This is a genomic window from Haloferula sp. BvORR071 (assembly GCF_000739615.1).
GTDB lineage: Bacteria > Verrucomicrobiota > Verrucomicrobiia > Verrucomicrobiales > Akkermansiaceae > Haloferula.
The window spans coordinates 46,022-72,749 of record NZ_BATP01000040.1; the positions used below are offsets into that span (position 1 = coordinate 46,022).

Annotated in this window: 28 protein-coding genes; 12 read left to right on the forward strand and 16 right to left on the reverse strand. The window is 63.0% G+C overall.

Annotation, left to right across the window (positions count from 1 at the left end):
- Window positions 1–80: 80 nt before the first annotated feature.
- The 3 genes from BV071_RS22205 to BV071_RS22215 all read right to left on the reverse strand — a co-directional run bounded on the left by BV071_RS22205 (window position 81) and on the right by BV071_RS22215 (window position 2,922).
- Window positions 81–818, reverse strand: coding sequence for a hypothetical protein (locus BV071_RS22205; RefSeq protein ID WP_035611983.1), 738 nt, complete (start codon window positions 816–818; stop codon window positions 81–83).
- A gap of 90 nt (window positions 819–908) precedes the next feature.
- Complete coding sequence (locus BV071_RS22210) at window positions 909–1,454, reverse strand: hypothetical protein (RefSeq protein WP_265594743.1); 546 nt, start codon at window positions 1,452–1,454, stop codon at window positions 909–911.
- 22 nt (window positions 1,455–1,476) lie between these two features.
- Entirely contained in the window at window positions 1,477–2,922 is a 1,446-nt protein-coding gene (locus tag BV071_RS22215; RefSeq protein WP_035611987.1) for a sulfatase, read from the reverse strand.
- 124 nt (window positions 2,923–3,046) lie between these two features.
- On the opposite strand from BV071_RS22215, the gene BV071_RS22220 reads away from it, so the two are divergent.
- The 4 genes from BV071_RS22220 (at window position 3,047) to BV071_RS22235 (ending at window position 7,725) form a co-directional block, all read left to right on the forward strand.
- Window positions 3,047–4,576, forward strand: coding sequence for a DUF1800 domain-containing protein (locus BV071_RS22220; RefSeq protein ID WP_052573740.1), 1,530 nt, complete (start codon window positions 3,047–3,049; stop codon window positions 4,574–4,576).
- Window positions 4,577–4,602: 26 nt separating this feature from the next.
- Window positions 4,603–5,907 (forward strand): DUF1501 domain-containing protein, encoded by a 1,305-nt coding sequence (locus BV071_RS22225; RefSeq protein WP_035611989.1) that lies wholly within the window; start codon window positions 4,603–4,605, stop codon window positions 5,905–5,907.
- A gap of 82 nt (window positions 5,908–5,989) precedes the next feature.
- A complete protein-coding gene (locus tag BV071_RS33485) occupies window positions 5,990–6,934 on the forward strand; it encodes a PmoA family protein (protein WP_052573741.1) in 945 nt (314 codons plus the stop codon).
- A gap of 53 nt (window positions 6,935–6,987) precedes the next feature.
- A complete protein-coding gene (locus tag BV071_RS22235) occupies window positions 6,988–7,725 on the forward strand; it encodes an HAD-IB family hydrolase (protein ID WP_035611991.1) in 738 nt (245 codons plus the stop codon).
- An 88-nt stretch (window positions 7,726–7,813) separates the two neighbouring features.
- Here BV071_RS22235 and BV071_RS22240 read toward each other — a convergent pair whose 3' ends face one another.
- The 8 genes from BV071_RS22240 to BV071_RS22275 form a co-directional block, all read right to left on the reverse strand.
- Window positions 7,814–8,392, reverse strand: coding sequence for an outer membrane beta-barrel protein (locus tag BV071_RS22240; RefSeq protein ID WP_081886161.1), 579 nt, complete (start codon window positions 8,390–8,392; stop codon window positions 7,814–7,816).
- A 92-nt stretch (window positions 8,393–8,484) separates the two neighbouring features.
- Window positions 8,485–8,751 (reverse strand): hypothetical protein, encoded by a 267-nt coding sequence (locus tag BV071_RS22245; protein WP_035611996.1) that lies wholly within the window; start codon window positions 8,749–8,751, stop codon window positions 8,485–8,487.
- A gap of 39 nt (window positions 8,752–8,790) precedes the next feature.
- Window positions 8,791–9,264, reverse strand: coding sequence for a 2-C-methyl-D-erythritol 2,4-cyclodiphosphate synthase (ispF, locus tag BV071_RS22250; RefSeq protein WP_035611998.1), 474 nt, complete (start codon window positions 9,262–9,264; stop codon window positions 8,791–8,793).
- A gap of 4 nt (window positions 9,265–9,268) precedes the next feature.
- Window positions 9,269–10,015, reverse strand: coding sequence for an inositol monophosphatase family protein (locus tag BV071_RS22255; RefSeq protein ID WP_035612000.1), 747 nt, complete (start codon window positions 10,013–10,015; stop codon window positions 9,269–9,271).
- Between the two features lie 57 nt (window positions 10,016–10,072).
- Window positions 10,073–10,720: a phosphopantothenoylcysteine decarboxylase gene (locus tag BV071_RS22260; RefSeq protein WP_035612001.1), complete on the reverse strand. Its 648-nt coding sequence runs from the start codon at window positions 10,718–10,720 to the stop codon at window positions 10,073–10,075.
- A 20-nt stretch (window positions 10,721–10,740) separates the two neighbouring features.
- Entirely contained in the window at window positions 10,741–12,294 is a 1,554-nt protein-coding gene (locus BV071_RS22265; protein ID WP_035612002.1) for a tetratricopeptide repeat protein, read from the reverse strand.
- A gap of 82 nt (window positions 12,295–12,376) precedes the next feature.
- Window positions 12,377–13,645 carry a methyltransferase gene (locus BV071_RS22270; RefSeq protein WP_052573742.1) on the reverse strand — a complete coding sequence of 423 codons (1,269 nt, stop codon included), beginning with the start codon at window positions 13,643–13,645 and terminating at the stop codon, window positions 12,377–12,379.
- Window positions 13,642–14,574 (reverse strand): hypothetical protein, encoded by a 933-nt coding sequence (locus tag BV071_RS22275; RefSeq protein WP_265594744.1) that lies wholly within the window; start codon window positions 14,572–14,574, stop codon window positions 13,642–13,644. Before BV071_RS22275 ends, BV071_RS22270 begins: the two co-directional genes overlap by 4 nt.
- Before the next feature lie 207 nt (window positions 14,575–14,781).
- Between BV071_RS22275 and BV071_RS22280 the strand changes: the two genes are divergently transcribed.
- The 3 genes from BV071_RS22280 (at window position 14,782) to BV071_RS22290 (ending at window position 17,450) form a co-directional block, all read left to right on the forward strand.
- Window positions 14,782–15,660: a hypothetical protein gene (locus BV071_RS22280; RefSeq protein WP_035612007.1), complete on the forward strand. Its 879-nt coding sequence runs from the start codon at window positions 14,782–14,784 to the stop codon at window positions 15,658–15,660.
- Between the two features lie 125 nt (window positions 15,661–15,785).
- A complete protein-coding gene (locus tag BV071_RS22285) occupies window positions 15,786–16,562 on the forward strand; it encodes a hypothetical protein (RefSeq protein WP_265594745.1) in 777 nt (258 codons plus the stop codon).
- Between the two features lie 69 nt (window positions 16,563–16,631).
- Window positions 16,632–17,450: a hypothetical protein gene (locus tag BV071_RS22290; RefSeq protein ID WP_035612011.1), complete on the forward strand. Its 819-nt coding sequence runs from the start codon at window positions 16,632–16,634 to the stop codon at window positions 17,448–17,450.
- Here the strand turns inward: BV071_RS22290 and BV071_RS22295 are convergent.
- On the reverse strand, window positions 17,447–17,800 hold the full coding sequence (locus tag BV071_RS22295; protein WP_035612012.1) for an HIT domain-containing protein: 354 nt from the start codon (window positions 17,798–17,800) through the stop codon (window positions 17,447–17,449). The two genes, BV071_RS22290 and BV071_RS22295, sit on opposite strands and share 4 nt — an antisense overlap.
- On the reverse strand, window positions 17,787–18,362 hold the full coding sequence (locus BV071_RS22300) for a hypothetical protein (RefSeq protein ID WP_265594746.1): 576 nt from the start codon (window positions 18,360–18,362) through the stop codon (window positions 17,787–17,789). The genes BV071_RS22295 and BV071_RS22300 overlap by 14 nt, the downstream gene beginning before the upstream one ends.
- A gap of 68 nt (window positions 18,363–18,430) precedes the next feature.
- Here BV071_RS22300 and BV071_RS22305 point away from each other — a divergent pair, with 68 nt between their 5' ends.
- Entirely contained in the window at window positions 18,431–19,279 is an 849-nt protein-coding gene (locus BV071_RS22305) for a hypothetical protein (protein ID WP_035612017.1), read from the forward strand.
- On the opposite strand, the gene BV071_RS22310 is transcribed toward BV071_RS22305, so the two are convergent.
- On the reverse strand, window positions 19,280–22,033 hold the full coding sequence (locus tag BV071_RS22310) for a phosphoenolpyruvate carboxylase (protein WP_035612019.1): 2,754 nt from the start codon (window positions 22,031–22,033) through the stop codon (window positions 19,280–19,282).
- 120 nt (window positions 22,034–22,153) lie between these two features.
- On the opposite strand from BV071_RS22310, the gene BV071_RS22315 reads away from it, so the two are divergent.
- On the forward strand, window positions 22,154–22,384 hold the full coding sequence (locus BV071_RS22315) for a type II toxin-antitoxin system prevent-host-death family antitoxin (RefSeq protein WP_035612021.1): 231 nt from the start codon (window positions 22,154–22,156) through the stop codon (window positions 22,382–22,384).
- Window positions 22,381–22,812, forward strand: coding sequence for a type II toxin-antitoxin system VapC family toxin (locus BV071_RS22320; protein WP_052573744.1), 432 nt, complete (start codon window positions 22,381–22,383; stop codon window positions 22,810–22,812). The genes BV071_RS22315 and BV071_RS22320 overlap by 4 nt, the downstream gene beginning before the upstream one ends.
- Window positions 22,813–22,821: 9 nt before the next feature.
- Here the strand turns inward: BV071_RS22320 and BV071_RS22325 are convergent, their stop codons facing one another.
- Window positions 22,822–24,099, reverse strand: a complete 1,278-nt coding sequence (locus BV071_RS22325) for a hypothetical protein (protein WP_035612025.1) — start codon at window positions 24,097–24,099, stop codon at window positions 22,822–22,824.
- 6 nt (window positions 24,100–24,105) lie between these two features.
- On the reverse strand, window positions 24,106–24,753 hold the full coding sequence (gene ruvA / locus BV071_RS22330) for a Holliday junction branch migration protein RuvA (protein WP_265594747.1): 648 nt from the start codon (window positions 24,751–24,753) through the stop codon (window positions 24,106–24,108).
- 82 nt (window positions 24,754–24,835) lie between these two features.
- Between ruvA and secG the strand changes: the two genes are divergently transcribed.
- Together secG and BV071_RS22340 are read left to right on the forward strand one after the other, a co-directional pair.
- Window positions 24,836–25,384 (forward strand): preprotein translocase subunit SecG, encoded by a 549-nt coding sequence (gene secG, locus BV071_RS33490; protein ID WP_052573745.1) that lies wholly within the window; start codon window positions 24,836–24,838, stop codon window positions 25,382–25,384.
- Window positions 25,385–25,472: 88 nt separating this feature from the next.
- A complete protein-coding gene (locus tag BV071_RS22340) occupies window positions 25,473–26,726 on the forward strand; it encodes a rhomboid family intramembrane serine protease (protein ID WP_052573746.1) in 1,254 nt (417 codons plus the stop codon).
- The last annotated feature ends 2 nt before the right edge of the window (window positions 26,727–26,728 follow it).

A 26,728-nucleotide genomic window follows, 5' to 3' on the forward strand; every position in this document is an offset into this window, starting at 1 on the left:
GCGGATGGATGAAAAGGCGCCCGGCGGTGCCGGAGACCCGCCGGACGCATGACCTCATGGACTGCTCCGGCAAGAGTCCATCATGCGCGCCGGCGACGCAAAAGTAGAAGCAGGCCGGTGGCTCCGAGCAGCGCGCTGGCGGGTTCGGGGACTACGCTGCCGTTGAAGCTGATATTATGAAGGTTCACGTAGGCACCGGTGGACTCCGCGACGTTTTCCGCCTTGAAGCGGATCCATAGATCGGAAGACGACGAATGGTCGACGACCAGCGGGCTGGCGAAGCTGTAGGTCTGGCCGAGATCGGGTGTGGCCGTGATGCTCGGCGTGATGTTGACCGTCTTGGCCACATCGACGTTGAACCAATTCACGCCGCCATCCGTGCTGTATTCCGCGGTAAGGAGGACTTGGCGGAGCAGGCCATCGCTGGTGGTGGCAACCGCGCCCGCGCTGCTGGTGCGGTTGACATCGAAGGTGATGCTGTCGAGCGAGATCGTCTGGCTGCCGCCGGTGTAGCGGAACTCGCTCTGCCAGGAGCCGCCATTTTGCGGGGCTGCCGCGGCGGGGTTGTCGACGTTGGTGTTCGGGCTGAAATAAGTGCGCCCGCTGACATTCACGAAGGCGCTGCCCGTGAAGCTGGTATCGGAGAAAGTGAGGTTCGCGTAGGTTCCACTGAGGGTGTCCGTGAAGCTGGCGTCGACCGCGGTGTTGGTCAGGCTGCGCGAGGTTTCGGCGGTGCCGCTGAAGCTGGTGGTCCAGAGGACCACGGCGTGGGCTGGAGCGGCGGCGAGAAGAAGGGCGAGGGCGGGGAGTTTTTTCATACAGCTGGCGGGGAAGCCGGGCGTGAAAATCCCGGACTCGTGCCAGCCAATGACCGGAACCCGCAGGGTATTACGAAAAAACTTCCGCGATCAGGCGCCGAAGGCCGCGGCGTCGTCTTTCCAGACGGCTTGGCCGTCCCAAGCCATGCCAAGCAGCACGGTGGCGACCAGGGGAGTGGTCATGGTGACCGGCTTGCCGAGGTAACCTGCCAGCCACAGGCTGAGGGTGGCGAGTTGCAGGGGAGTGGTGGCGGCGGTAGAATCGTCCAAGCGTTTGCGGATCTCGTCGAAGTCCTTGCTGCTGTCGTCTTGGAATAGAAGGCGCAGGACGGTCTTGGCGGAGAACCATTGGAGCTCCGGGGAGTCCGTCGACCCGCGGCGGGGGCGGGCAGAGCTGTGCTGGCGAGAGCCGAAGCGCTGGAAGTCACGCAGCATGGCGAGGCCGATTTCATCCCAGCTCGAGCCCTGCTTCATCATTCGCGCGATCTCGGGAAACTTCTTCAGAAGGAAGGGTGAATCGATGTGGCGGGGAGTCATCGCGGCGGCCAGCAAAGGACGATTGCCGCCGGCGGCAAAGGTTTGGTGGCTGACAATCTCGTGACGACGCCACACTTCTGGCGGCTTCCGCGTTCTCACGAAGGCTCCCCTATGGATAGGATCACTTCACCTGCTCGGGCATCTGCGCGCCATATTCGGTTAGATGCTGGTCGAGGGTCTTCGCCATGGTGGCGCTGCGTTCGGGCTCGGTCTTGGCGAGGTTGTTCTGCTCGTAGGGATCCTTGGCGAGATCGTAGAGTTCCAGGGAGCCGTCCACGTAGTTGTGGATGAGCTTCCAGGTGCCCTCGTGCAGGATGGAAAAATACTCGTTGTTGTGTGCGTGGGGATAGTGGGTCACCAGCCATTGCGGGCGGTGATAGCTTTCGTCGCCGCGCAGGTAGGGGCGCAGGTCTGCACCCTCGAAGACTGGGACGTCCTTTGCTCCTGCCAGACCTAACAGAGTGGGGAAGAGGTCGGTGACGTGAACAATGTCGTTGGTCGAGGAGCCGGGCTTGATGGACAGACTGGCTTGCAGGGGATTGGTCGCATCGGGCTTGGCCCATGCGGCGATCATGGGCACACGAATCCCGCCCTCGTAGCGCATGCCTTTCTTGCCGCGCAAGGGTGCATTGCCTGAGGCGATGGGATTGGTTCTATCGTTGGGGATCGGTGCATCCCCGCCGTTGTCTGACAGGAAGATTACAAAGGTATTTTGCGCGATGCCGAGCTGTTCCAATTTTGTCAAAATATCTCCGAGCGAGCGGTCCATCCCTTCGATCATGCTGGCATAGGCGCGCTGGGGCGGGCTGAGGTTCGGGTAGTTCATGCCGAAACGCGGATTCTCCTGGAAAGGAGAGTGGACCGCATAATGCGCCATGTAGGCGAAGAAGGGCTTGTCCTGCTTGGAGGCGGTCTCGATCGCGCTGCAAAGCTCCTTGGTCAGGACATCGGTGAGGAAGCCATCGGTGCCGTTCCATTGGTCGAGGCCGGTGACGTGGTTGCGGCCATCGCCAAAGTTCTTCTTCGCGAAATAAGAAGCAGGATGGCCGATCTCACTGCCGGCGATGTTCACGTCGAAGCCGATGCCCTTGGGATCTGCGGCAAAGGTGCCCTTGCTGCCGAAGTGTGCCTTGCCACAATGGATGGTCTGATAGCCAGCGGCTTTCAGCAAGGCGGGCAAGGGTTTCTCGCTGGCGGCCATGCCCTTGCGCAGCCAGTCCTGCGGCGGGGCAAGGTGCGGATCGCCCTGCTCGTTGCCATCTGCACCATCCGGGGTGGTCCAGTTGGTGACATGGTGGCGGGCGGCGTTCTTGCCGGTCATGATGGAAACACGGCTGGGCGTACAAACCGGGTGGGCATAGGCGCGCATGAACTTCATGCCACGGTCGGCCAGCTCCTGCATGTGTGGCGTGTGGTAGCGCTGGTTCAGCTCGGAGCCGCTGGAAGAAAAAGGCACGGAGGTATCCATCGCACCCATGTCATCCACCAGGAAGACCAAGAGGTTAGGGTGATCGGCTGCGGAGCCCAAACCGGTGAATGCGACAAAGATCGAGAGAACGGCCTTCATGAAGAGGTAGAGTTCCTTGCGAGGCTTGGTGTGACCGCAAGGAAAATTCGCCTTTCCGCAAACATGCCGCGCAACCCTCCGAATGGGGGATGGTTCTTTCCTACGCAACCACACTCTTCCAGCCATGCTCCCGGCCGCACCCGAAGAATGGACGCTCCAAGAAGCCTCGCACCTGCTCCGCAGGGCTGGCTTCGGAGGCGCTCCCGATGAGATCAAGAATTTCCACGCACTCGGCCGCAAGAAGGCGGTGGAGGCACTGCTGACTCCGGAGGAGGCGCTGGATGCCTTCCCGCTGCCGGCATGGGCCGAGCCTGAGACCGCGATGGCCGAGGCGCGCGAGTATATGACGCAGGCGCGTGAGATGCGCCGCAGCACTGAAGGCATGACGCCAGAGGAGGCGGACAAGGCGCGCCGTGAGATGAACCGCAAGCGACAGCAGACCTCCCGGCAGCACGGGATCGATGCGCAGGGCTGGTGGTTCCGCCGGATGCTCAAGACCAAGGCGCCGCTGCGCGAGAAGATGGTGCTCTTCTGGCACGACCATTTCGCGAGCTCCCTACAGAAGGTGAAGCAGCCGGTGCTGCTGGTGAACCAGAACGATCTCTTCCGCCGCCACGCGACGGGCTCCTTCAAGGAGCTGACGCACGCGATCGTGAAGGATCCAGCGATGATGCTCTATCTCGACACGCAGAACTCGAAGAAGGGCATGCCGAACGAGAACTTCGCCCGCGAGGTGATGGAGCTCTTCACGCTGGGAGAGGGCAACTATAGCGAGGCTGACATCAAGGAAGCGGCGCGTGCTTTCACCGGCTATCAGATCAATCGCCTGAACGGCACGGTCTACTACAACCGGCGAGAAGCGGACAACGGCGAGAAGACGATCTTCGGCAAGACCGGTCGCTTCGATGGCGATGGGGTGGTGGATCTGCTCTTCGAGCAAAGTGCCGCGAGCCGCCTGATCCCGCGCAAGCTGTGGGAGTACTTCGTGGCGGAGAATCCGCCGCAAGAGGGAGTGGATGCTCTGGCGAAGTCCTTCCACGAGGCGAATTTCAAGATCGAGCCGCTGCTGCGCGAAATCTTCCTCTCGAAGGCCTTCTATGCCGAGAAGGTGATGCACGATCAGATCAAGAGCCCGATCCAGTACTTGGTGCAGATGCTCAAGGAGCTGGAGATCGACGAGGTGCCGGTGGCCTACGTGCTCAATGCCCAGCAGCAGCTCGGGCAGGTGCTCTTCGCGCCGCCGAATGTGGCGGGCTGGGACTGGGGCAAGGCATGGATCAATACCAACACGCTGCTGTCCCGCTACAACACGGCCGGCTTCATCACCAAGGGGTCGCAAGAATCCGCGGATCCACCCAAGAACGACGAGATGATGGCGGAGGGCCAGAAGCGCCTGGGCAATGCCATGCGCCGTGCCGACCGGACTTGGTCGGGCCCGGACTACGAGAAGATCGCCCCGCGGCCGCTGCGCGAGGATCCGGAGAAGCTGGTGGCCGCGCTGGTCGAGCGTTTCTTCCAGGCTCCGCTCACGGACAAGGAGCGAGGTGTCTTCGTCGAGTATGCCATTTCCAAGAAGGGCGCGATCTTCACCAACAAGGAGACCAGCGAGCTCTGCCACCTGATGCTGAGCACGCCCCGCTACCAACTCGCCTGAACGAATCTTTTTCCATTACTTCTCCGATGAAAACGCGACGTGAATTCCTCCGCTCCACCCTTCTCGGGGCTTCGGCGACCTGGACGGTGCCGATGTTTGTCGAGCGCACCTTCGCCGACCTGCATGTGGGGGCGAAGGACCTGGCCACCCAGGCGGTGACCGGCAAAGATGGTACGATCCTCGTCGTACTTCAGCTTGCCGGCGGCAACGACGGCCTCAATACCCTGATCCCCTACGGCGACGATGCCTATCACAAGGCGCGCCCGCGGATCGGCAAGAAGGACAAGGAAATCATCAAGCTGAGCGATTACGCGGCGCTGAATGCCTCCATGCCGCACATGGAGAAGATGTTCAAGGAGGGCAATCTCGGCATTGTGCAGGGGGTCGGCTATCCGAATCCGAACCGCTCGCACTTCGTCTCGACCTCGATCTGGGAGACCGCGGACACGACCAACCGCTCCAGCACCGGCTGGATCGGCCGCTATTTCGACAATGCCTGCTCCGGTGCCGATCCGACGGTGGGCATCAGCCTGAACAAGACGCAGCCGGAAGCCTTCGGCGCGCTGAAGAATCCCGGGGTCTGCCTGAGCTCGCCGGAGCTGTATCGCTGGATCCACGGCGGCGGCGAGAAGGCACAGGCGGAGGAGTTCTTCGCCTCGCTCAATTCGCCCGAGGATGATGACAATCCGGCGGACGGCGCTTCGATCGCGATGTCGGCAGGAGGCAAGGTGGGCGGCGTCCAGGGCGAGAGCAACCTGGCCTTCCTGGAACGGGTGGCGATGGATGCGCGGGTCAGCTCGGCGAAGATCCTGGAACTGGCTTCCAAGTATCGCACCAAGGTGAACTACGAGGGCACGCCGATCGCGCGCAGCCTGAACATGGTCTCGCGTCTGATCGCGGGCGGGATGCCGACACGGGTCTACTATGTGAGCCACGGCGGCTTCGATACCCACAACCAGCAGGTGAATTCGCACGACCGCTTGCTGGGTCAACTCGACAGCGCGCTGAAGTCCTTCTTCGCCGACCTGAAGGAGCAGGGGAATGCAGAGCGGGTGGTGCTGATGACCTTCTCTGAATTCGGCCGCCGGGTGAATGAGAACGCCAGTGCCGGCACGGACCACGGACGTGCTTCCTGCCTCTTCGTGGCGGGTGAGGGCGTGAAGGGCGGGTTCTACGGCAAGTATCCGAGCCTCACCGATCTGGATCAGGGCGACCTGAAGCACACCGTCGACTTCCGCGGGGTCTATGCTTCGGTGCTCGAGGGCTGGCTGAAGACGAAGTCCAATCCGGTGCTGAAGGGCGATTTCCCGACGCTGCCGATCATCGGGTGAGTTTTCCGGTTGGCGATACCCCCTCCAATGAGGGAGCGCGATCTTGCAAGCTTGGGTCTCATGGATCTGTAATACAGGTGACATGAAACCCATTCTGCTTGCAGGTCTTGCCTGCGCCCTGTCCTTGGCCGCCGTCCGTGCTGCGGATCCCCTTACCGTCGCCCGGGAGGGCAGCCAGATGGTCTTCCGCAGCGGGAAGAGCGAGATCCTGCGCTATCAGGCGGAGGCCGGGGAGTTGCCGCGGAAGGACATCAAGGAGATCTACCGCCGCGGCGGCTACATCCAGTCGCTGTTCACGCCGTCGGGCAGGCTGGTGGTCGATGACTTCCCGCCGAATCACATCCACCACCACGGGGTGTGGAGCCCGTGGACGAAGACGGAGTTCGAAGGCCGTGACCCGGATTTCTGGAATATGGGCGATGGCAAGGGCCGCGTGGAGTTCGTCTCGATCGGCGAGACCTGGGCGAAGGACGGCAAGGTCGGCTTCCAAACGAAGCACCGCTTCGTGGACATGACCGCGAAACCGGAGAAGGTTGCCCTGTTAGAGACTTGGGATCTCAGCGTGGGCAGCGATGACAAGCGGCGGATCATCGACCTGACGATCACGCAGACCTGCGCGACGGATTCGCCGCTGAAGCTGCCGGAGTATCACTACGGTGGTCTGGGCCTGCGCGGCAACCGGGCATGGAACGGGGCGGAGAATTGCCGCTTCCTCACGGCCTCCGGGATCACGGACCGCAACAAGGTGAACACCTCGAAGGAGCCCTGGTGCTGGATCGGCGGCAAGGTGGATGGCGAGACCTGCGGCGTGACCATCCTCTGCCACCCCACCAACTTCCGCGCGCCGCAGCCAGTGCGCGCGCATCCCACCGAGCCCTTCTTCTGCTACGCGCCCCAGCAGGGCGGTGCGATGGAGATCGTGCCGGGCAAGCCCTACGTTGCGCGCTATCGCTTGATCGTGACCGACGGTGAACCGGACGCGGAAGCGGCCAAGAAGTGGGCGGAGGAGTATGCCGCGGTGAAGTAGGCAGCAGCCCGGCGCGCTTGACGCCGGGGCTCAGGGAAAGGGAAGGTCGCGGCGTGACCGATGAACTCCGCGCCAAGAGCGACCGCGGCCTCGCCCTTTTCGATCTCGATGGCACGCTGATCGCCTGGGATACGCAGATGCTGTTCTGCGATCACGTCTTGAAACGCGAGGGCTGGCGCCGGGCCTATCTGCTCTTCTTCGCCGCGTTCTTGCCTGCGGCGAAGGTGCTCGGCGACGAGGGCATGAAGCGCGTCTTCCTCAGCTACCTCTGGGGAACGGACCGACCTCAGCTTGAGATATGGGTGCGCGATTTTGTGGCCGAGTTCTTTCCGGCGCGCTGCTATCCGGAGATGCTGGAGAAGCTGCAAGCCCACCGCGATGCCGGCCATCTCACGGTGCTGGCGTCGGCGAGTCCCGAGTTTTATGTGCAGGAGGTCGGGCGCGTGCTCGGCTTCGATCTCGCCTTCGGCACGCCGGTGGAATTCGAGCGGCGCGTGCCCCTGCTGCCGGGCTTGGTGAATCACAAGAGCGGCGAGAAAGTACGACGTCTCTCGGAGATCATGAAGCGCTCCGCCGATGGCCTGTGGCCGCGGAGTCACGGCTACTCGGACAGCTCCGCGGATCTGCCGATGCTGGAGTGCTGCGTGGAGAACACCCTGGTGAATCCTTCGTCCTCTCTGACCCGGATCGGCGAGGCGAGAGGCTGGGAGATCGCGCGACCCGCGAAGCCGTGGAAGAACCGGCAGGGGCAAGCGTGGGAGATCCTGCGGCGGATCAGCGGGCTGGGATGAGTTGAGCCCACTAAAAAAGAGAGCCTCCCGGCTTGCACCGGAAGGCTCCCAGCAAACGAACAACCCATGAAGGGTGTCCGGGTCCGAATTAGAACTTGAAGCGCAGGCCCAGCTCGATGCCCACGTCGTCGCCGTTGTCCACGGGGAAGTTGAAGACTTCGGTGTCATCCACCCACAGCCAGCGCACGCCGCTGTAGATCTGGAAGTTCGAGGTCACATCGTAGCCGAGGCCAGCGAAGACTTGAGCGGCGAACTCGGTGGAGCTGTCGCCGAAGCCTGCAACGTCGGTGTCGATGAACGCTGCACCAATGCCAGCGCCCGCGTAGACGGAGAGCTTGTCATTGATGGCGTAATCCAACTTGTAGTTGAAGGTCACCGGGATGATCTGCGAATCGAAGCCGTAGTTCGGCTCCCACTCGGTGTACAGGCCTTCCAGGAAGAGCGAGTGCGACACCGGGCCGGTTTCGGCGATCTTCATGCCGAAATGGAGGGTCCAGAAGTCTTCCTCGTTGTCGAAGAAGTAGCCGCCGGAGGCGCCGACGAACCAGGTGTACAGCGAGGACGAACTCGCCGGAGGAGTGTAAGTGTTGTGGGAGGAAGTCACCTCGCCGGCGAAGGCGGTGGCTCCCAAGAGAAGGGCCAAGCCCATAGTTGCAGTGGTCTTCATAGCGGCGCCAAGTTCCGTAGTATCCGCCCCGAAGCAAGAGGATTTTAGTCGGAAAATCGTTTTAAGCGTTATACTAAAGTGTTACGACTCCCTCATAATAAAGGAGGTGTTTCACCTGCCTCCGGGGCTTGGACGGGTCTGGCGAGGATCCCATCGATCTTGGTAAGGAGGTCCAGCGAAGGCCTCGTTTCGTCTTCCAAGACCATCCGCAACCAAGCACTCCAGTGCTCCGGGGTATTGCCCTCGTCGCGGGATAGGATCAGCGCGATCTCGGTCAAGCGGCCGCTCGCAGCGAGCTGCCGGCGCGTGCGGCGCAGCCAGCTCTCCAGATAGGGCCGATCCTGCTTCCCGGGAAACACGGGCCGGAGTTTGCCGCTAGGCGTGCCCGCCCGCAAGGCTCATCCAGCCCGCTCGACCAGCGCCACTGCCATTGCCGCGATGCCTTCGCGGCGACCGACAAAGCCCATCGTCTCATTGGTGGTCGCTTTGATCCCGACGCGTGCCGGATCAAGCCCGAGCGCCTTGCCGATGTTCGCCTTCATCGCATCGCGATGGGGCAGGACCTTCGGTGCCTCTGCCACCAGGGTGCTGTCGATGTTCACCAAGCGATAGCCTTCCGTGGCACAGAGTTCCGCCGCCTTCTCCAGGATCTTCAGCGAGGAGATATTGAGGCAGGAAGGATCGCCCGGCGGGAAGTAGTGGCCGATGTCTGCCAAGCCGAGCGCACCCAGGACCGCGTCCGCAATGGCGTGGCAGAGCACATCCGCATCCGAGTGGCCGTCGAGCCCGTGGGTATGCGCGATCTCCACGCCGCCCAGGATGAGGGGGCGGCCTTCCTTGAAACGATGAACGTCGTAGCCGAAACCTACCATAAAATCAGAGGATTTCTTCGATGGGGATCAAGCCGTTGGTCGCGACGATGGACCAGGCATCAGCATCCTTCGCCGGCTCCAGGCTGACCTTGCCGCCCGCGGCTTCCACCAGCAGCTTGCCGGCAGCGATGTCCCAGAGGGAGATACGGGATTCGATGTAGCCGTCCAGGCGGCCGCTGGCGATGTAGGCCATGCCGAGCGCGGCGCTGCCCATCATGCGCATCTTGCGCGCCTTGAGTGAAGCCTTGCGGAAACGCTCCAAGCCGGTGGCGAGTGCTTCCTCATCCTTGCCGCAGCCGACGAAGAGCGCGCACTCGGCGAGCTTGGTGCGCGAGCTGACCTTGATCGGCTTGCCATCGAGCATCGGCACGCCTCCCTTCTCCACGGTCCAAGTTTCACCCACGATCGGATCGTGGATCACGCCGACCACCACCTCGCCCGCCACGCGCAGCGCGATGGAGACGCAGAAGTGGGGGATGCCGTAGTAGAAGTTCACCGTGCCATCGATCGGATCGACGATCCACTGGCGTTCGCTGTCTTGATTGCCGCCCAGCCCTTCCTCGCCGTAGAGCGCATCGCCGGGGCGGGCACCGAGCAGGATGTCCTCGATCAGCTTCTGCGACTCCTTGTCGAGCGCCAGCTTGATGTCGTGGTGCGTCGCTTCATCGACGGCCGCTTCCTTGCCGAAGTTCGCCTTGAGCAGCTTGCCCGCTTCCAAGGCGGCGTGGACGGTGAGTTCGAGATCGGTCACGGGGCAGACACTAGGCACCGGGGAAAAAGTGCCAAGTGCCAAAAGGTTGCGCGGTGGTCATGAACCGGCGCGTTCCGCCGCCAGCCTCTCGATCTCCCTCACCAGCCGCGGCGCGAGATGATGCTTCTCATCCTCCGGCAACGCTTCCGTGTGCTCCGGGAAAACCAGCAGCACTTCATTGCGATCCGAATCAAAACCGATGCCGGGCTTCGAGACATCATTCGCGATCACCAGATCGCAGCCTTTCTTCTGCAGCTTGATCCGGGCGTTGGTCGCGAGGTCCTGCGTCTCCGCAGCGAAACCTACGAGAGTTCCCGTAAATCCGAAATCCCCGCGCACGGAGCCGAGGATGTCCGGCGTCTTCACCAGCTCCAGGGTCAGGGTCTCGCCGCTCTTCTTGATCTTGTGCTCGGAGACGGCGGCGGGCCGGTAGTCCGCCACCGCCGCGGCGAAAACCGCCGCATCCATCCGCCCGATGTGGCGCTTGACCGCCTCGAACATCTCCTCGGCGGTCTCGATCGGCAGGAAGTCCACTCCATCCGGCACGTCCAGCACCGTCGGCCCGGAGACGAGCAGTACGCGGTGGCCCGCCTCCGCAAAGGCCGCGGCCATCGCATAGCCCATCTTGCCGGACGAACGGTTCGTCAGGTAGCGCACCGGATCGAGCGCCTCACGGGTAGGACCGGCAGTGACGAGGACGCGCATCGGAATCGAAGACAACTTGCTTACTTGTCCTTCTTCTCGTCCTTCGGCTTCGGCGTGGCGCCTTCCTTGGGAGCTTCCTCCTTCGGCTTCTTCAGCTCATCGAGCTCCTTCTTCGCCTGCGTAAGTTGGCCTTCGCTCAGCTTGCTGGTGATGTCGCCCAAGAGAGTCTTCGCCTCGTTGTCACCGCGCTCAATCGCCAGCGATGCCAGCGCCCATGCCTTCGGGAGATTCTGGTCCGTGCCCAGGCCGCTTGCGTGCAGGCGGGCGAGACCGGTGGTGGCTGCAGCGTGACCTTGGTTCGCGGCGAGCGAGTAGAGCTGGCCGGCGTTGTTGTAATTCACCGGCACACCCATGCCGCGCTCATAGAGCGTGCCCAGGTTGTTCTGCGCCGCCGCATGACCGGACTTCGCCGCCAGGGTGAACCATGCCACACCCGCCGTCGGATCGCTCAGGCCGAGATTGCCGGAGACGTAGAGCAGGCCGAGTTCGTTCTGCGCGACCGCGAGGCCGGCGTTCGAGGCGGAGAGCAGATACTTGTAAGCGCCCAAGAGATCCGGCTTCTCATCCTTGGAAATCCGCGAGGCCATCTCCAGCGAGGCCAGCGCGCTGCCGGCTTCCGCAGCCTTGGCCAAGGTCTCGCGGCCCTTCTCCTCGCTCTTCTCCAGGCCGCCCTTGCCTTCGAGTTGGAAGGCGGCCACGCGTAGCAGGCAGTCCGGCTGCTTCTCCTCCGCACCCTTCTGGTACTGCGCGAGCGCGGCCTTGTCTTCCTTCTTCACGTTTTCCTCGAAGTCACCGAGCGCGAGATAGGCGGCGAATTGCTTCTTCTCGATCGCCTTGCCCAGCCACTCGCGGCCTTCCTTCTCGTTGCGGAACTTCTCGTCGCCATTCAGTAGGCGTGAGCCCAGCGGGATCAGCGCGCTTTCGTCGCCAAGACCAGCAGCCTTCTTGTAGAGATCGAGTGAGCGCTTCGCGTCGGTCTTCTCCGGGAAGCCGAAGGCACCTTCGTAGAAGCGGGCGAGGATCAGGATCGAAGGCGTGTCACCGGCCTCAGAGGCCTTGCTCCACCAGTCCGCCGCCTTGTCAGCATCCGGCTTCTCGCTGAGCAGGCCGCGCAGCCAGGCCTCGCCGAGAATCCGGCCGGCATTCGCCGGATCGGTCTTGGCGGCGTTCTCCAGGCCTTCGCGGCCTTCCTGACGGTCCTTGTCTTCCTTGGAATTCAGGAGAATCAGCGCGCGGCGGTAGGTCGCGTCCTTGTGACCAGCGGCGGCGGCTTTCTTGTAATACTCCAGCGCGGCGTCCCGTGAGGACGGCAGGCCCTGACCGGTCTCTGCGGCGAAGCCCAGCAGGAAGAGCGCATCGGCATTGCCTTTCTCGGCAAGAGGCTTGGCGAGATCCACGCCGATGGATTGGCGGCCTTCGCGGTAGGCGTCGATCGCGGCCTTGGCCGGACCTTCCGCCACCGTCGGTGGGGCGATCGGGGCATCGGCTCCGGTGCCGAGGCTGACAGCGGCAGGGGCGACCGTGGCGGTCGAAAGGGACAGGGCAAGGGCCAGCAGGAGGGTTCTCGTCGTCACAGCGGCAGTGTGCGGGTGGACGCCGCCGGGGCAATCTTGAAAAGCCGGGGCGATGAAAGTGCGAAATGCTGCCTACACCCCCTCAAGCCGCCCGCTTGCCCGCCCCCGCGGCATCGAAGCATGCCTGGAGAACATGAGAAAATCCGGGCAGCCCGGCGATCCAGCCCAAGACCGCATAGGGCAGGGCGAGGTGCTGGAGCGCCATGGCGATCCCGGCGATCCCGCATTCCCGGCGGCCGGATGCGGGATGATGCCAAGTCACGCGCTGCAGTGGCGCCGGCCCCGGCCAGTTCGCGGCATTCCGGAGCTGCAGGCCGGGTGGCTGCTTGCGGGCGAACCACGCGGAGATCTCCGCGCAGGGTCCGCAGGCTTCATCCAGCCAGAGTTCGCAGGGCTCGCCCACCGCCGGCTGCCAGCGCGGCCACCAAGCACGCACGGCGCTGTGATAGTCCTGCCATTTCTCGCCGAAGCGGTCGCGCATGTCCTGATTCTCCGACCAGCGGGCCAAGCCTTCCGAGTAAACGATCCCCAGCACTGCCAAAACGAGCGGCCAGCAGCTCCCCAGCAGCACCGCTTCCATCATCAGCAGCAGGGTCATCGAGACCTGCATGGGATTCCGCACATAGGCATAGATCCCGTGGGTAACGAGTCGCTGCGGCGGGTCGAGCGGAACCGGCGTGCCACCACCGCTGAGTGCCAGATCGCGGAGTGCCGTGAGCCCGGGCAGTGCCAGTAGGAAGGAGCTCACCGCTAGCAGCGGCCGTCCCACTCCCGGCAGAGCCTGCCACAGCGCGAGTATTCCCGGCAGGCCGCCGCCGAGCACCAGCAAGGGCAGCCCGAGGAAGATCCCGCCAAAGGCGGGTGCCAGCATGGCGCAGCGCAGGCCGAGGTGGGTGCGCGCGGTGGTCCGCCTCGCGAGGGAGACCGAGGGTAGCAGCAGCACCGCCACGACCACGATTTCACCGATCCACCAGCGCGGCTGTAGCACCAGCACCGGCTCCATCTCCGGCATGGCCCGGAAATCGAGCGCCACCAATAGCGCAATGGTGGTCCACGGCCGTTCACCTAGAGCGGCGGATAGCAGCGGCGCCAGCACCCCCCATGCGATGCACCAGCCGAAATAGAGCGCCAGCGGCATCCCGCCGAGCGCGGGCGAGCCGGAATGAAACTCCCACAAGCCGGCCGCACGCGCGATGCCATCCAGCCATGGCAGCAGCGCGAGATTCCAAGCCAGCGCGAAGAGCAGGCCGATGGCGAAGCGCCGCGATGGCCGGCACCACGCGGCGAGCAGGGCCGATCCGAGTAGCGGCCCGTAGAGGCAAGCCAGTTCGATGATGCCTTCCCGGCTCACGGGGTGCGGTAGGTCTGTTCCAAGAAATACTCGCCGGCCTTGCGGACTCCGTAGCGCTCGGCGGGCTTGAAGTACCAGGCGGGATCGAGCAGGCGGCGATAGTGCATGCTCAGGGTGACCCGCGAGCCGGCAGCGCTCGGCTCGATCGTCCACGTCGCATCCTGCCAGTCCATCCAGTGGGAGATGTGGCTGCTGTCCGAGACGCAGGCGACCACGATCCGCTCCGGGCTGCTCTCGGTCACCTTTGCCAGCAGGTCGCCGGGCTTGCCCTCGCCACCGGCGAAGTGGATCTGCCAAGTGTCACCCGGTTCCAGTCCCGTGCCTTGGATGCCATGAGGTGCCGGGAAGCCGAGCTTCAGGAAGCCCGGCAGCTCGGCCAGCACGAACTCCGGTCCGCGGGCCAAGCGCGCCCGCGCTTCCGCCGGAGAGAGTCCTGTTTCCTTGCTCACCACCACGGTCTCATCGCGCGGGAAGGAGAGAGAGCCAGTGACGCCCTCCAAGCTCATCAGCATCAGCGCCGGCAGCACGACCAAGCGGAAGCGCTTCTCATACTCCCGGCGCGCCCGCGCTTTGTCCATGAAGATGCCGACGATGAACCCCACCGAATAGAACAAGGGCGCGGCCATCAGGATGCAGATGAAGCCCTCGATAAACAGGATGCCCAGCAGCAGCAGGAACAGCGAAATGCCCTTCATGATCGTCCCCGTCGCGCTCTTCGGCTGTGGCAGCAGTGCCAGCAGGAGGGCCATTGCCAGGGGCAGGCCAATGAACATCATCGCCGATTGCTCCTTCTGGCCGAGCACCAGCACCCGATAGCCGACCGAGCCCGCTCCCGCCGCCAGGCACAGCCAGAAGAAGAGTCCCAACTGCCGGGGTGGGAGATTCTGCGAGGGCGGTTCAGCGGCAGGAGGAATGGGGCCCTTAATCATGTGTCAAAAGTTTCAGTAAATTCCGAAACTTCAATAACAAAATGAAATGCGCTGTGGGTGACTGGAGGGATGCCGCTGGGGCCCTCCGATTTCGGCTGGGCGGGAATGATGAGCCAATCCCGCTGCGGCGCCCGCATGCTTAATGACTCCGTGATATTCGGATCGACTAAGGATCGGCTTGCGGATTAAGAATGGTGTGCTGCCTCGATGGGATCGCTGTTTGCCAAGATCATGCACATGGCCAGCGGCCCGGTCAGGCCGATCCGTGAATGGAGCATCGTGCGCTTTGTTCTGCTGGCGATGTTTTGGGCAGCGGCGACCCTCATCGTGGGATTCTGGTGTCTCTTCTACGACAACAGCGGGGTCTTCAAATCCTTCGAAGACGTCGTCTGCTGGATTGGCGGGAACTTGAAATCGCCCATGTCGATCCTCCGGCCCCTCGCCCTGTTAGGTGGGATGGTTCTCGGCGGCGGGCACTATCTGATTCTGCGGGCCCTTCCCTTCGAGAGCAGGCTGGTATTTCGCTCTGCCGAAAAATGGATCACGCTTTCGGCCCTCGCTCTTCTTTCCATCGTTCCCGCCTGTCAGGTCAGGTGGTGGTTTCGCGCCCGCGACCTATACGTCAGAGTTTGTCTCTCCGGGGATGGGATCTGGTCCGATCTGAAGGTGATGGAATCGGGGGGAGACTACGAAGCCATGGTCGCAAGAATGGAAAGAAGCTGCTTCGCCTTCCAATCTGCCAAGGCCGAACTCGGGGATTGGTTCATCCCGCGACAACCTTCCGGTAGTGGAACCAGCTACCTGTTCACGACCTTGGTGGGTCTTCACGGCGATCCCTTCCAACTCAATTCCCCGGACTCGCTGACCAGCTATCTGTGCGAATACGAGGCTGGTCCCCACGGTCCGACTGCTCCGAAAAGCAGCGAGCCGCTCGCCAAGGCGATGGTCAAGTCGGAGATTCCGATCATCCACATGACTGGCCTGTGGTGGCTCAACCAGCGGAACACCCTTGCGATGGAAGCCCGCGAGCTGAGCGATCGCGGAGATCCAAGCTTCGCGGCTTGGAAGGATGCGATGACCTTCTAGCACTGCACTACATCCTCTCGATACTTGCTAGCCTTCTCCACCTCGCCACCGCATTTGTGCGACCGGTCCGGCGGTGGCCGCTGTTGAGGTTCTTATACCTGGTCCTGTTTTGGGCGGGCGTCGGGTTGACCTGCGTCATTGGCTATGCAGCCCTGCTTGCCGGTCCCGGAGGATTTTCCTTCAGCGATTTGGCCCGTGAGCTTGCTTCGATATTAGAGGACAAAGGCTACCTGCTTGGCATCTTGTGCCTGCTCGCGTTCGCGCTCCTTGGCAGCCTTCATTATTTGGTACTACGCCTTATGCCTTTCGAGAACAGGAAGCCTTTCCGGTCTCGCGAGAGATGGCTTACCTTGGGTGCCTTCACGCTCGTTGCCGCAGCCTTCGCCTTCCAACTGAAGAAAACCATTCGGATCAGCGAGTTGGTCAAGATCTGCTGGGGCTACGAGATTTGGTCTCATTGGGACTGGGAGGCCAAGATGGCGGCTGGGCGCCATGCCGAGGTGGCGCGAGAGATGGACGAGGCGGTAAGAGCTTTTCGAGGCGCACGGCTTGAACTCGGGGATAATTTTGCGCCGATCCCTTTATACGGCGGTTCGGGAATGAGTTACATGTTCATCACCTTGGGGGCATCCCATCCAGAGCCCTTCACCTTGAACGTCCCGTCAGCGATGGTGGATTTCTTCTGCAGTAGTGGAGTGGATGACGATCCAGGAGACGGGATCACTCTATCAAAAAACTGTGCGCCCTTGGCCCGCGAGATGATCAAGTCCGGTGAGCCCATTGTCCGGATTGCGGGGCTGTGGTGGCTTGGTGAAAGGGAAGCCTTTGATCGGGAGGTGGAAGAGCGGCTAGGCTCGGGGGATACGAGCTTCCAGAGTTGGAAGGGGCTGGGGACCCATTGAATCATGAGTAGCGTTCCTTCCAAGACTTGCCGTGGTTTTCACGTCGTCCGGTGCTTTGGCCGCTACCTTTTGCTGGCCGGCTTCTGGGGCTTTGTTGTCATGATCGTGGCTTCCCTATGGATCGCCTTACGGTGGCATCTGCCGATTCCGTGGCCGCGGCTGTGGGGCGAGTGGATGTCGGGGGCAATCCCAGAACGCACGAGTTTGCTGCGTCCGGTGGTCTTGCTCGGGGCAGTGGTTTTGGGCGGTCTTCACTATTTGGCCCTAGGGGTTTCTCCCTTTGAAAAGCGCATTTCGATGCGGGCAGGCGAGCGCTGGGGTGTCGTTGTCACATGCGTCTTTCTCAGCGTGCTGCCTGCGCTCCAGCTCAGGAAGTGGTTCCGCTGCCAAGAGGCGTTCGAGATCTGGTATGGGTCCAAGCTCTCGTTCGAAATTCGCGAGTTGAATGACCGGAAAGACTATCGGGCGATGGTCGTAAAGATGGAGGAAGCTTGTTCTTTCATGCCATGGGCGAGGGCGGAGCTGGGGCAATGGCTCGAGCCCTACCCCATCACCGGGGGTGGTTGCAGCTACCTCTACACCACCTTGATGGGGTGGCGTGACGAACCCTATCAGCTGAATATGCCGCACATGCTCGGCTGCTATCTGGGTGACTTCGAAAAAGCTCCTGACGACGGGACCCCTCCCAAAAGCAGCGAACCTCTCGCAAGGGAGATGGTAAAATCTCACGTTCCGATCATCCGTCTCACCGGCCTCTGGTGGCTCAACGATCGTTACACCTTCTTCGATGAAGTCGACGAACTGGCGAAGAACGGCGACTCCAGCTTCAAGAGCTGGGTGGAGATCCGGAGCTGGAATCCTCCGAAGCCCGGAACCGCGAAGCGTTAGATTGGCCTCCCATGCACATCCCGGATCCGCTCGCCGCTGTGAATGTAAAAGTGCAGGTGCTTGGTCGTCTGGTGATCGCCGCAGTTCGTCGACAGTCGGCAGCCGCCGTGTTCCGCGGTGATCTTCCGGCATAGCTCCGCGGCGACCTCCAGCATCTTCTGGACGATGGCCATCTCACCTTCCTCTAGCGCGGCCAGCGAGGTGATGTGTTGCTTCGGGATCACTACCACATGCACCGGCCAGTAGGGCTGGGTGTGGTGGAAGGCGAGAACCTTGGGTGTCTCCAGGATGATCTCAACGGCGGTCCGGCCGCTGAGCACTTGGTCGCAGTAGAAGTCAGTGGGATTCATCGGCAGGCGGGGTCGATCCGTAGATGGGGCTGAAGAGCACTTTCCCCTCAGCATCGGAACTCATGATGGGCTCCCGAATAGCTCCCCGCTCTTTGGCTTCCTGATGGATGGCACGAAGGAGCTTCCAAGCGTTGCTATCGCTTTCCGGAAGGAGTCGGGGCAGCCAGTAGAGAGCCTTGTCCGCAGTCGTGGGATCGCTTTCCAGAAGCGCATGCACTTCGCGCAGGACCTTCTTGCCACCCAGTTTCGCGATCGCGAAGGCGAGCCAGTATTTGATGCTGCCCGCGTCCGGATTGACGAGGCCCAAGCGCAGGATGGCAAGCGCATGAGCCGGCCGGCGGATGCAGGAGTTCGCTAGGTCGAAGGCGCGCATCTCCTGGCCATAGTGCCCCTTGAAAGCAAGGCAGGCCATGATGAAGGCAAGGCTCTCTTCGTCAGGCAGACTCCGCAACCAGCGCTTCACATCGACATCGCCGCGAGGCCCGCGGCGAGTGAGCATGAGCTGTTCCGAATCGTAGGCGTCCACCGCTGATAGAGTGCCTGCCAAGCTCTTGGTCAGCAATCTTGAAGCGAGTGGTCCTGCACGAGACCGGCTCATAGCGTCGCGCACAGCCCGGATCTCGCTATAAAATGCCTACGCTTTTCAAGGCGACGCTCACAGCGATTCTGCTTAGACGGAAGCTGGATCTCACCGTGATGAACCTACTCTCCATAACCTGCCGCATCCTCGGCATCAATCGCCCTGAGCCCAAGACCCGCTTGGGGCGCAATCTCCGCCGGGCGAATCGAGCGCTCAGCGGGCTCGCCTGCCTCTATCTGGGCCTCCTGCTCTTTCCGCAGGTGTTGTTTGCCAAACAGCTTTCGGTCGATGGGGTGACGCTCTACTCGCGCGACCCGTTACCAGCGGAGACCTCCGCCTGCGTTCACAAGGCAATGGAGCTCGTCGGCAAATCCGAGCTCGCCGTGCCGGGCCGAAAGGAGCGGATTTTCATCTGCAACTCGGAGGGCCTCTACCGGCTCTTCACCCCAAGTGGCGGGTCCTTCGCAATTTCGATGCCCTTCACCGATAATATTTTCGTGGCTTCCGCCGATTTCGCCAACGATATCGCCCGCCCCCACGCTGCGTCTCCGGTCAGCCGCTCGCTCTCCGGCACCCTCGCCCATGAGATCACCCATGGCCTGATCCGGCACCGCATTGGCAATTGGAAATCGATCCGTCTGCCCGAGTGGATCGCGGAGGGCTACTGCGACTTCGTCGCGGGGAGCGGCAGCTTTCCCGAGGCCGAGGGGCTGCGCATCATGATCGCTGGCGACAGTGAGCCCTCGGCTTCATTCCGCTACTTCCGCTATCGGCAGATGCTGCGATACCTCACGGAGGGCCGTTCGCTTTCCTTCGATGAAGTGGTCGCACGCGCCAAGGGCGAGGGCCTGGTCGCCGCAGAGACCCGGGCATGGCTCCGGGCCTCGCAGGCACCTTGATCAACCCGTGGTCCGCAGTCCGGAAGCGATCGCATTGATCGACAGCAGCATCTTCGGGAACATCGACTCCGCCTCTGCTTCCTTCTCCGCAGCAACCAGCTCGCGCCACTGCTTCAGGATCGCGATCTGCTGGTGGTGCAGCACCTTGAGCGGGGCCTCGCGGATCGCCAGGGTCTTGGCCATGCGCGGGCGGCGGTTGTCGATGCTGCCGGAGTAGAGGCCCTCTAACAAATCCCGGGTGCGGTGGAACTCCGCGACGATGATGTCCATGAACTTCTTCCGCAGCGCCGGGTCTTCCACCAGCGAGGCATATTCGTTCATCAGGTCGAGGTTGGCCGAGGCGAGGTTGGTCTCCACATTCGTGAAGACGTAGCCGAGGAAGGTGGACTCCTTCAGGACCGACTGGAGTTCCGCGAACTTCTCCGGCTCGGAAGTCTTGAGCGCCTCAAGCGCGGAGCCCACACCGAACCAACCCGGCAAGTAGAAGCGCGCCTGGGTCCACGAGAAGACCCAGGGGATCGCGCGCAGGTCGGCGATCGAGTGGCCTTTCTTGCCGGTGCGGCGTGCGGGCCGCGAGCCGATTCGCGAGTTCTCCAGCGCATCGATCGGCGTGGCCTGGCGGTAGAAGGCGATGAAGCCCTCTTCCTTCAGCAGCGCCTGATAGGCCTGTTGGCTCTTCTCCGCCAGGAAGGGCATGAAGGGCTCCGCAGGATCCGCCTTCGGTGCGGTGTGGCGGTGCGTGGCGGTGGTGATCGCCGCGCCGGCGAGCAGCAGTTCGAGATTGTAGGTCGCGTTGGCGAGGTTGCCGTACTTCTGCGCGATGGTCTCGCCCTGCTCGGTCATGCGGAATTCACCGCTCATCGAGCCATGCGGCAGCGAGGCCATGAACCAATGCGTCGGGCCCGCGCCGCGCGAGATCGTGCCGCCACGGCCGTGGAAGAAGCACAGCTTCACGCCGTGCTCATTGCCGGTTTTGGTGAGATTCTCTTGCCCGCGATGCAGCGCCCACTGCGCGGCGAGGATGCCGCAGTCCTTGTTCGAGTCGGAGTAGCCGAGCATCACCTGCTGGCTCGGCTTGGTGCCCCCCGCGCATTTCTGGTTGGTGCGGATCGTGAGCGGGTGCTCGAGGAAGGCACCGAGGATCCCCGGCGAGCGGTCGAGGTCATCCATGGTCTCGAACAGCGGCACGACTTCCAGCGCACACCAGGAGCCCTCTTCATCGTGATCCATCAGCCCGGCCTCACGGGCCAGCAGGAAGACGCCTAACAAGTCGGAGAGCTGTCGCGTCATCGAGACGATCAAGGCACCGAGTCCGGCATCGCCCCACTGCTTGCGGTGCTTCACCAGCACGCGGTAGCAATCGAGCACCGCATCCGCCTCACCGCCGATCCGTGCGGTGTCGTGCAGGAAGGGCCGCGGCGACTTCAGTTCCTCGTTGAGGAAGGCCACGCGTTGCTCCTCGCTCCAGGTAGCGTAGTTCGCGCCATCCGGAATCCCCGCTGCGTTGAGTAGCAGCGCGATCGCCTTGTCGTGGAACTCCGAGTTCTGGCGCACATCGAGCAGCGCGAGGTGGAAGCCGAAGATCTCCAGCTTCTGCCGCAGTGGACGGATGATCTGCTCGTTGATCATGTCGCAGTGCACGCCGCGGATGCCGCTGGCCAGCAGTTCCAGATCGGCGTCAAGTTCCTGGGGCGACTTGTAGCCCGGCTTGCCGTCAATCTGGCGCTTTAGTCGCGCTGCGATCAGGCCGCCGAGATGCCGCCATGGTTCCTCGTGGTAGCGGTCGTGCAGCTCGTTCGTGACCTCTTCATCGGCCAGCGAGAAAGTGATCTCATCGATTCGCCGGTCGAGGGCGTCCGGGATTTCATTCAACTGCCGCGACAGGGTGAGCTGCCCGGCGACATTCTCGATCTCCTTCTTGATGAGCTGGAAGGCGGCCCGGCGCATCATCTCCAGCGCCTTGGTGGTAACCTCCGGCGTCACCAGCGGGTGACCATCGCGGTCGCCGCCGATCCAGGTGCCGAAGGACAGGCGCGGGATATTGCCGGCCGCGCGCAGCATCTCCAGAGGGAAGCCGGAGTCGCGCCATGCCTCCGTGAAGTGCAGGTCGAGTCGGTTCAGAGCGGAAGGGAAGAGGTCGCGCAGGTAGTGGATCGCATCGCGCAGCTCGCGGAAGATGTCGGGCCGCACCAAGTGGATCTCCCCGGTCCGCCACAGGGCCTCCAGCGCCGTGATGATCCGCTCGCGGATCCGCCGCCGCTCGCGGTCGGTGTATTTGGGATACTCGTTGCGGACCAGCTCCTCATAGAGCGCGCGGTGCCGCTCGCGGACGGAGGCGCGCTTCGCCTCGGTCGGGTGGGCGGTCAGCACCGGCTGGACGTCCACATCCTTGAGCACTTCCAGAATCTGCTCCGGCCCTAGGCCGAGGGTGGTCATGTCCCGCAGCGCACGCGGCCATAGACCGCGGATCGAGTCCGCGCCCAACACCTTCTCGCGCTCGCGCCGGATCGCCGCCGCGACCCGCTCCTCCACCATGTTCAAAAGCTGGAAACCAATCGAGTAGAGCTGCTGGGTGCCCTCCGGCGGATGGTTCAGCGGCACCGTGCCCGACCAAGGCAGGTAGGGAATCAAGGCGTCCTCGCCCATGCCCTTGAGCGCATCCCCCAGACAACCCACGAGAAATGAGAGAGTTTCATCGATCAGTTCAAAGCCTTCGAGGCGCAGCTGCTCGCGGGTGGGTGGGAGTTCGGTCATCGGCGCGGCCAGTAGAGCAGGCGCGATGCCGGGGCGGAAGGGCGATTGCGTCAGCGCCGAAGGCAGTCACTCTCGGGAACTGTTTTACAAAATGAGAAACAAATGTTACCTGTATCGTGAATGAAAACGGTTTCCGTCCGGGAAATGAAGGCCAACTGGTCTGAGATTGAGCGCCAAGTCCAGCAGGGCGAAACCTTCGAGGTCCTGAGCCACGGCAAGCCCTCGGTGCGAATCGTCCCCGCGACTCCCCGCCAAGTCCTCAAGTGGGACAATCACTTGGCGACTGCGGTTGAAGCGAAGGGTCGGAGTGGCAGTGAAGCGGTTGATTTTAACCGGGACGGACGCTGGTGATCTACTTGGACACCAGTGCCTTGATCAAACTCTACCTCCTCGAGGCGGGCTCGCAGGAGGTGCAGACTTTGCTCAGTTCCCAGAATGATCCGCTTCCGATCTGGGAACTCCACGAGATGGAGCTGACCAATGCCCTGCGCTTGAAGGTCTTTTGGAAGGAGCTGTCCGAAGCGGATGCGGATGCCCAGATAGACTACTTCAAGCGGCGGAAAAGCTCAGGCCTCTACTACACGCCCGAGATCAGCCGGAGCGACTTACTCGACCGTTATCTGCGCCTGACCACGCATACCGCTCAGCTGGGGTGCCGAACTTTAGATATCCAGCATGTGGCCGCGGCTGTGGTGCTGGGGGCGAATCTCTTCGTGAGCTTCGATCAGCGACAACGGCAGCTTGCCGGGCTGGCGGGGTTGAAGGTTCAGGCGATTTGACGCCATCTGCTACTCTCCCACCACCACCGGCAGCAGCACCGCATCCTTCATCCCGTGGATCTTCTTCTTATCCGCGGGCGCAAGGGTCGCCAGCACGCCGGCGAGGGAGGTGTGGCCCTGTTCGTCGGTGAAGTAGTAGGGGCAGATGCGGACCCGGCCCTTGACCATTTCCACGCTGCCGTCCTCGCGGAAGACCGGGTGCTCGACGATCCGGCCCTCGCGGAATTCCTGCATGATCCACGGCTGCTGGCCGAAGTCCGCCATGGCGGCGTGGACCTTCTCGTCCCAGTCCGGCTGCGACAGGTCATGGCCGATGTGGACGCCGCGCGAGCCCCAGGCGGTTTCGTGGAAGCCGCTGATCTTCAGCACCAATCGCCGCTGTTTCTGACTGAACTTGGCGACTTCTTCCCAAGAATTGACCTCCAGACCCGGCAGGGCGGCCTGCGGGGGGAGGGGTGAGGGGTCTACCACCCAGCCCCGCGGGACAATCTCCCGCACCCGGGTCAGGTGGCTGCCGCGCAATGCCTGCTCCCAGATCGGCTTGAGCGCCGGGGTCCCGAGCAGGGCGAGCCAGAGCTTATCCTCGAGGTGCGGCTTGCAGGGTGGAGTCAGAGCCATGCCCTCCGCAGAGGCCTCCGCCAAGGTCCGCGCCATCGGGATCGACTTCCAATCGAACCACTCGAAGAAGCGGTAGAGCGGGCGTCCGTCCGGCTGGTATTCCTCCGCAGCTTCCACGGTCCGGCCGCCGCCGGTCTCCCGGGCCAGCCATTCCATCTCGCGGCGGTAGTCAGCGGATTCTTGGGAAAGTAGGATCGCGCCGTCCTCCGCAAGCACCGAGGCGAAGCCGAAAATCATGCCATCGCGCCCGCCGAGCACCGGGAATCCAGCGTCGGCGTAGAGCCTTGACAGCCAGGCGGTGATCCCGATTCCGCCGGGCACCGAGTCCAGCTCGGTTAGCGCAAAGCCACCCTCCGTGAGGATCAAGTCCGGGCGGATCACGCGTGGCAGGGACTCGCGCAGTCCGGCGGAGCGCTGAAGCTCCACCATCCAGGCCGGCTTGCCGGTATCGAGCGTTTCGGCGATCCACTTGGGGATCTTCCCGGCGGCGCTGCGGCGGTAGAGTTCGTCGCTGGTCTGCTGGAATTGTGCCAGCGGATGGCCCAGCGAGCCGAGGAAGCGGACCTCCGCCTTGCTCAGGCGCAGCGGTTCCGGCGAGTAGCGCCAGCCGCCTTCGAAGAGTCCGCCCTCCGGCAGGGCGGCTTTGATCTGATCGAGAGTGAGGCTCATCGGTCTTTATTGCAGGGACCGCAGCGCGCCGCGGATCAGTTCCTCCGTGGTCGCCCCCGGCTGCTCTTCCAGCACCTTGCGGACCGCCTTGCGGGCATCGACTTGCTTGTAGCCGAGCGCCACCAGCGCCAGCTCGGCATCCGCCGTGGCCGGAGCGGTCTGGCCGCTCGCGACCTCCTGCCAGGTATCGGCAACGCCCACTTTGTCCTTGAGTTCCAGCACAATCCGTTCGGCGGTCTTCTTGCCGAGCCCCTTGATCTTCGAGAGCTCCGCGACCTCGCCGCCGACCACGCAGGCCTTGAAGCGGCCGGTGGGCATCCCGCTCAGCACTGCCATTGCAATCGCCGGGCCGATCCCGCTGACGCGGTCGATCAGCAGCAGGAAGAGGTCCCGCTCTTCCTCAGAGGCGAAGCCGTAGAGGGTGTGGGCCTGCTCGCGGATGTGCAGGTGGGTGCGCAGATCCACCTTGAGGCCCTCCGCGGCGTGGAGCTTGTCAAAGGTGGAGAGCGGGACGTGGACCTCGTAGCCCACCCCGCCGACATCCACCACCAGTCGATTCGGATACGCCTCCAATACCGTCCCGCGCAGCCGTGCGATCATCGTGTGGCCAGCTTGGACGCGGTCCGCCAGCTGCCAAGGGTGAAGTTCCGTCATGCATTCCGCGCGAAAAGGCCCGACTATTGCTCCCGAAAACCCCTCTTTACATGGGGCTTCCGGCTCCTATAGTCCCGCCCCCATGACTGTCCTTGCCTCTACCGGGCTCGATATCACCATCAACCTGCTGCTGGTGGTTTTCGTCCTCGTCTGTCTGCTGATGAGCATGATTATTCTCATGCAGCGGCCCAAGAATGAAGGTCTCGGCGCCGCCTTCGGCTCCGGTGCGACCGACCAGCTTTTCGGTGCCCAGACCACCAATGTCCTGCAGCGCGGCACGGTCTACCTCGCCAGCGCCTTCTTCATCCTGACGCTGACTCTCGCGGTCCTGATCACCAAGCGGAACGCCAGCCACCAGTCGCTGGTCGGCCAAGTCGCGCCGCCGGTTCCGGAAGCTCCCGCCACGGAAGAGAAGAAGGCGGAAGATGAGACGAAACCGGAAAATAAGCCGCTGGAGTCCAACGTCGCCACCCCTCCGGTGGAAGCTCCGAAGCCGGCTGAAACTCCTGCACCAGCACCGGCTCCGGCCCCGGCTCCTGAGGCTGAGCAAAAGCCGGCTGAGCCCGCTACGCCGCCTGCGGAGAACAAGCCCGCCGAGCCGGAAACTCCTCCGGCACAGGACAAGCAGTGAGCTGGTAGCTCCTTTCACGAACGGCGCGCGGCGGACATCGCCCCGCGCCGTCTTTCTTTGCAGATAGATCCGCCGATCGAGTCACCGCATGAGCCCCGATGCCGAGCTTCCCGTCTGGGAACGGGATGATGCCTTTCCTCCCGCGGGACCGGGGTGGGGTTGGGTGGACCGGCGCGGTGGCCGGCATGAATGCCCGAGCTTCGAGGAGCTCACCGAAGCGATCGTCAAGGACGCCGGGGCGCGGGTCGATCTGGTGTGGACGCCGGAGTCGAAGGGCTGCGTGCTGCCGGAAGAAGTGCGTGGATTATTTCCGGCGATGCGTGAGGCGCGGGTGCGCTGGGCGCTCTGGGACATCGAAGAGGGCAAGCGCCAGATGCGGGTGTTTGGCCTGGTGATCGGGGTGCTGGCCCTGTGGCAACTGCTCCGCAATGGCTTCCGCCCGATTGGTCTGCTGTCGAACGGAACCCTTGGGCTTACGCTGCTACTCTTCTTCATCCTCGGGTTCTTCCCTTGGTACAAGGGGCGCAAGCGGCTCAAGACCGCGCGAGCCTGGGCGGCGGAGGAGATGGCGGCGGATGCCCGTGCCTTCCGCTTCGAGATCTGGCTGGACCAGCAGCGGACGCCGGTGACGCGGCTGATGTTCGGCCTGCTGGCGATGGTCGGGCTGGTGCAGCTCTTCGTCGAAGTCCGGACCTTCAATCTGGCCCACGGACTGAAGGGGATAGAGTGGCTGTCAGGCTTGAAGGAGTTCTTTTTCCGTGGCTTCGATGAGACGATCAAGAGCGCCGGTTTGACCAAGAAGCTGGATGGAAAGCCCGCTGATTGGTGGCGGCTGTTCACGGCTCCCTTCCTGCATGGCCACTGGGTCCACTGGGCAATGAATGCCTCCGCGCTCGGATATTTGGGCAAGCGGGTGGAGGTGTTTGCGCGCTGGCCGCATCTGGTGATGGCCTACCTGATTTCGGCATGGGTCGGCGGCGAGACTTCGGCACGCTTTACCAAGGCGACCTCTGTCGGTGCCTCGGGTGGCTTGATGGGTTTGTTGGGCTTCCTTTTGGTCTTCGAGTCCCTGCACCGGCGCTTGGTGCCGGAGAGTTCGCGCCGCCGTTTGGTGGCGGGGGTGGTGGTGACTCTGGGGATCGGGCTGGTCTTCAGCCACTTCATCGACAATGCCGCGCACCTTGGCGGATTGGTTGCGGGGATGGTGTATGCGGCGCTGGTGTTTCCGAAATCGAGCTCACCGCACCGGCCGGGCACGACGATGTCGGATGTGCTGTTTGGCGGCGCGGCGATCGGCGTGCTGGTCTGCGCTGCGCTGATGGCGTGTGGGAAGATGCTGTAGAA

Excerpts from the sequence above, each read along its gene's own strand:
- BV071_RS22205 (WP_035611983.1), bottom strand. The coding sequence starts at position 818 with ATGAAAAAACTCCCCGCCCTCGCCCTTCTTCTCGCCGCCGCTCCAGCC.
- BV071_RS22215 (WP_035611987.1), bottom strand. The coding sequence starts at position 2,922 with ATGAAGGCCGTTCTCTCGATCTTTGTCGCATTCACCGGTTTGGGCTCC.
- BV071_RS22220 (WP_052573740.1), top strand. The coding sequence starts at position 3,047 with ATGCTCCCGGCCGCACCCGAAGAATGGACGCTCCAAGAAGCCTCGCAC.
- BV071_RS22225 (WP_035611989.1), top strand. The coding sequence starts at position 4,603 with ATGAAAACGCGACGTGAATTCCTCCGCTCCACCCTTCTCGGGGCTTCG.
- BV071_RS33485 (WP_052573741.1), top strand. The coding sequence starts at position 5,990 with ATGAAACCCATTCTGCTTGCAGGTCTTGCCTGCGCCCTGTCCTTGGCC.
- BV071_RS22240 (WP_081886161.1), bottom strand. The coding sequence starts at position 8,392 with ATGAAGACCACTGCAACTATGGGCTTGGCCCTTCTCTTGGGAGCCACC.
- ispF (WP_035611998.1), bottom strand. The coding sequence starts at position 9,264 with ATGGTAGGTTTCGGCTACGACGTTCATCGTTTCAAGGAAGGCCGCCCC.
- BV071_RS22260 (WP_035612001.1), bottom strand. The coding sequence starts at position 10,720 with ATGCGCGTCCTCGTCACTGCCGGTCCTACCCGTGAGGCGCTCGATCCG.
- BV071_RS22275 (WP_265594744.1), bottom strand. The coding sequence starts at position 14,574 with ATGATTAAGGGCCCCATTCCTCCTGCCGCTGAACCGCCCTCGCAGAAT.
- BV071_RS22280 (WP_035612007.1), top strand. The coding sequence starts at position 14,782 with ATGGGATCGCTGTTTGCCAAGATCATGCACATGGCCAGCGGCCCGGTC.
- BV071_RS22295 (WP_035612012.1), bottom strand. The coding sequence starts at position 17,800 with ATGAATCCCACTGACTTCTACTGCGACCAAGTGCTCAGCGGCCGGACC.
- BV071_RS22305 (WP_035612017.1), top strand. The coding sequence starts at position 18,431 with ATGCCTACGCTTTTCAAGGCGACGCTCACAGCGATTCTGCTTAGACGG.
- BV071_RS22310 (WP_035612019.1), bottom strand. The coding sequence starts at position 22,033 with ATGACCGAACTCCCACCCACCCGCGAGCAGCTGCGCCTCGAAGGCTTT.
- BV071_RS22315 (WP_035612021.1), top strand. The coding sequence starts at position 22,154 with ATGAAAACGGTTTCCGTCCGGGAAATGAAGGCCAACTGGTCTGAGATT.
- BV071_RS22325 (WP_035612025.1), bottom strand. The coding sequence starts at position 24,099 with ATGAGCCTCACTCTCGATCAGATCAAAGCCGCCCTGCCGGAGGGCGGA.
- ruvA (WP_265594747.1), bottom strand. The coding sequence starts at position 24,753 with ATGACGGAACTTCACCCTTGGCAGCTGGCGGACCGCGTCCAAGCTGGC.
- secG (WP_052573745.1), top strand. The coding sequence starts at position 24,836 with ATGACTGTCCTTGCCTCTACCGGGCTCGATATCACCATCAACCTGCTG.
- BV071_RS22340 (WP_052573746.1), top strand. The coding sequence starts at position 25,473 with ATGAGCCCCGATGCCGAGCTTCCCGTCTGGGAACGGGATGATGCCTTT.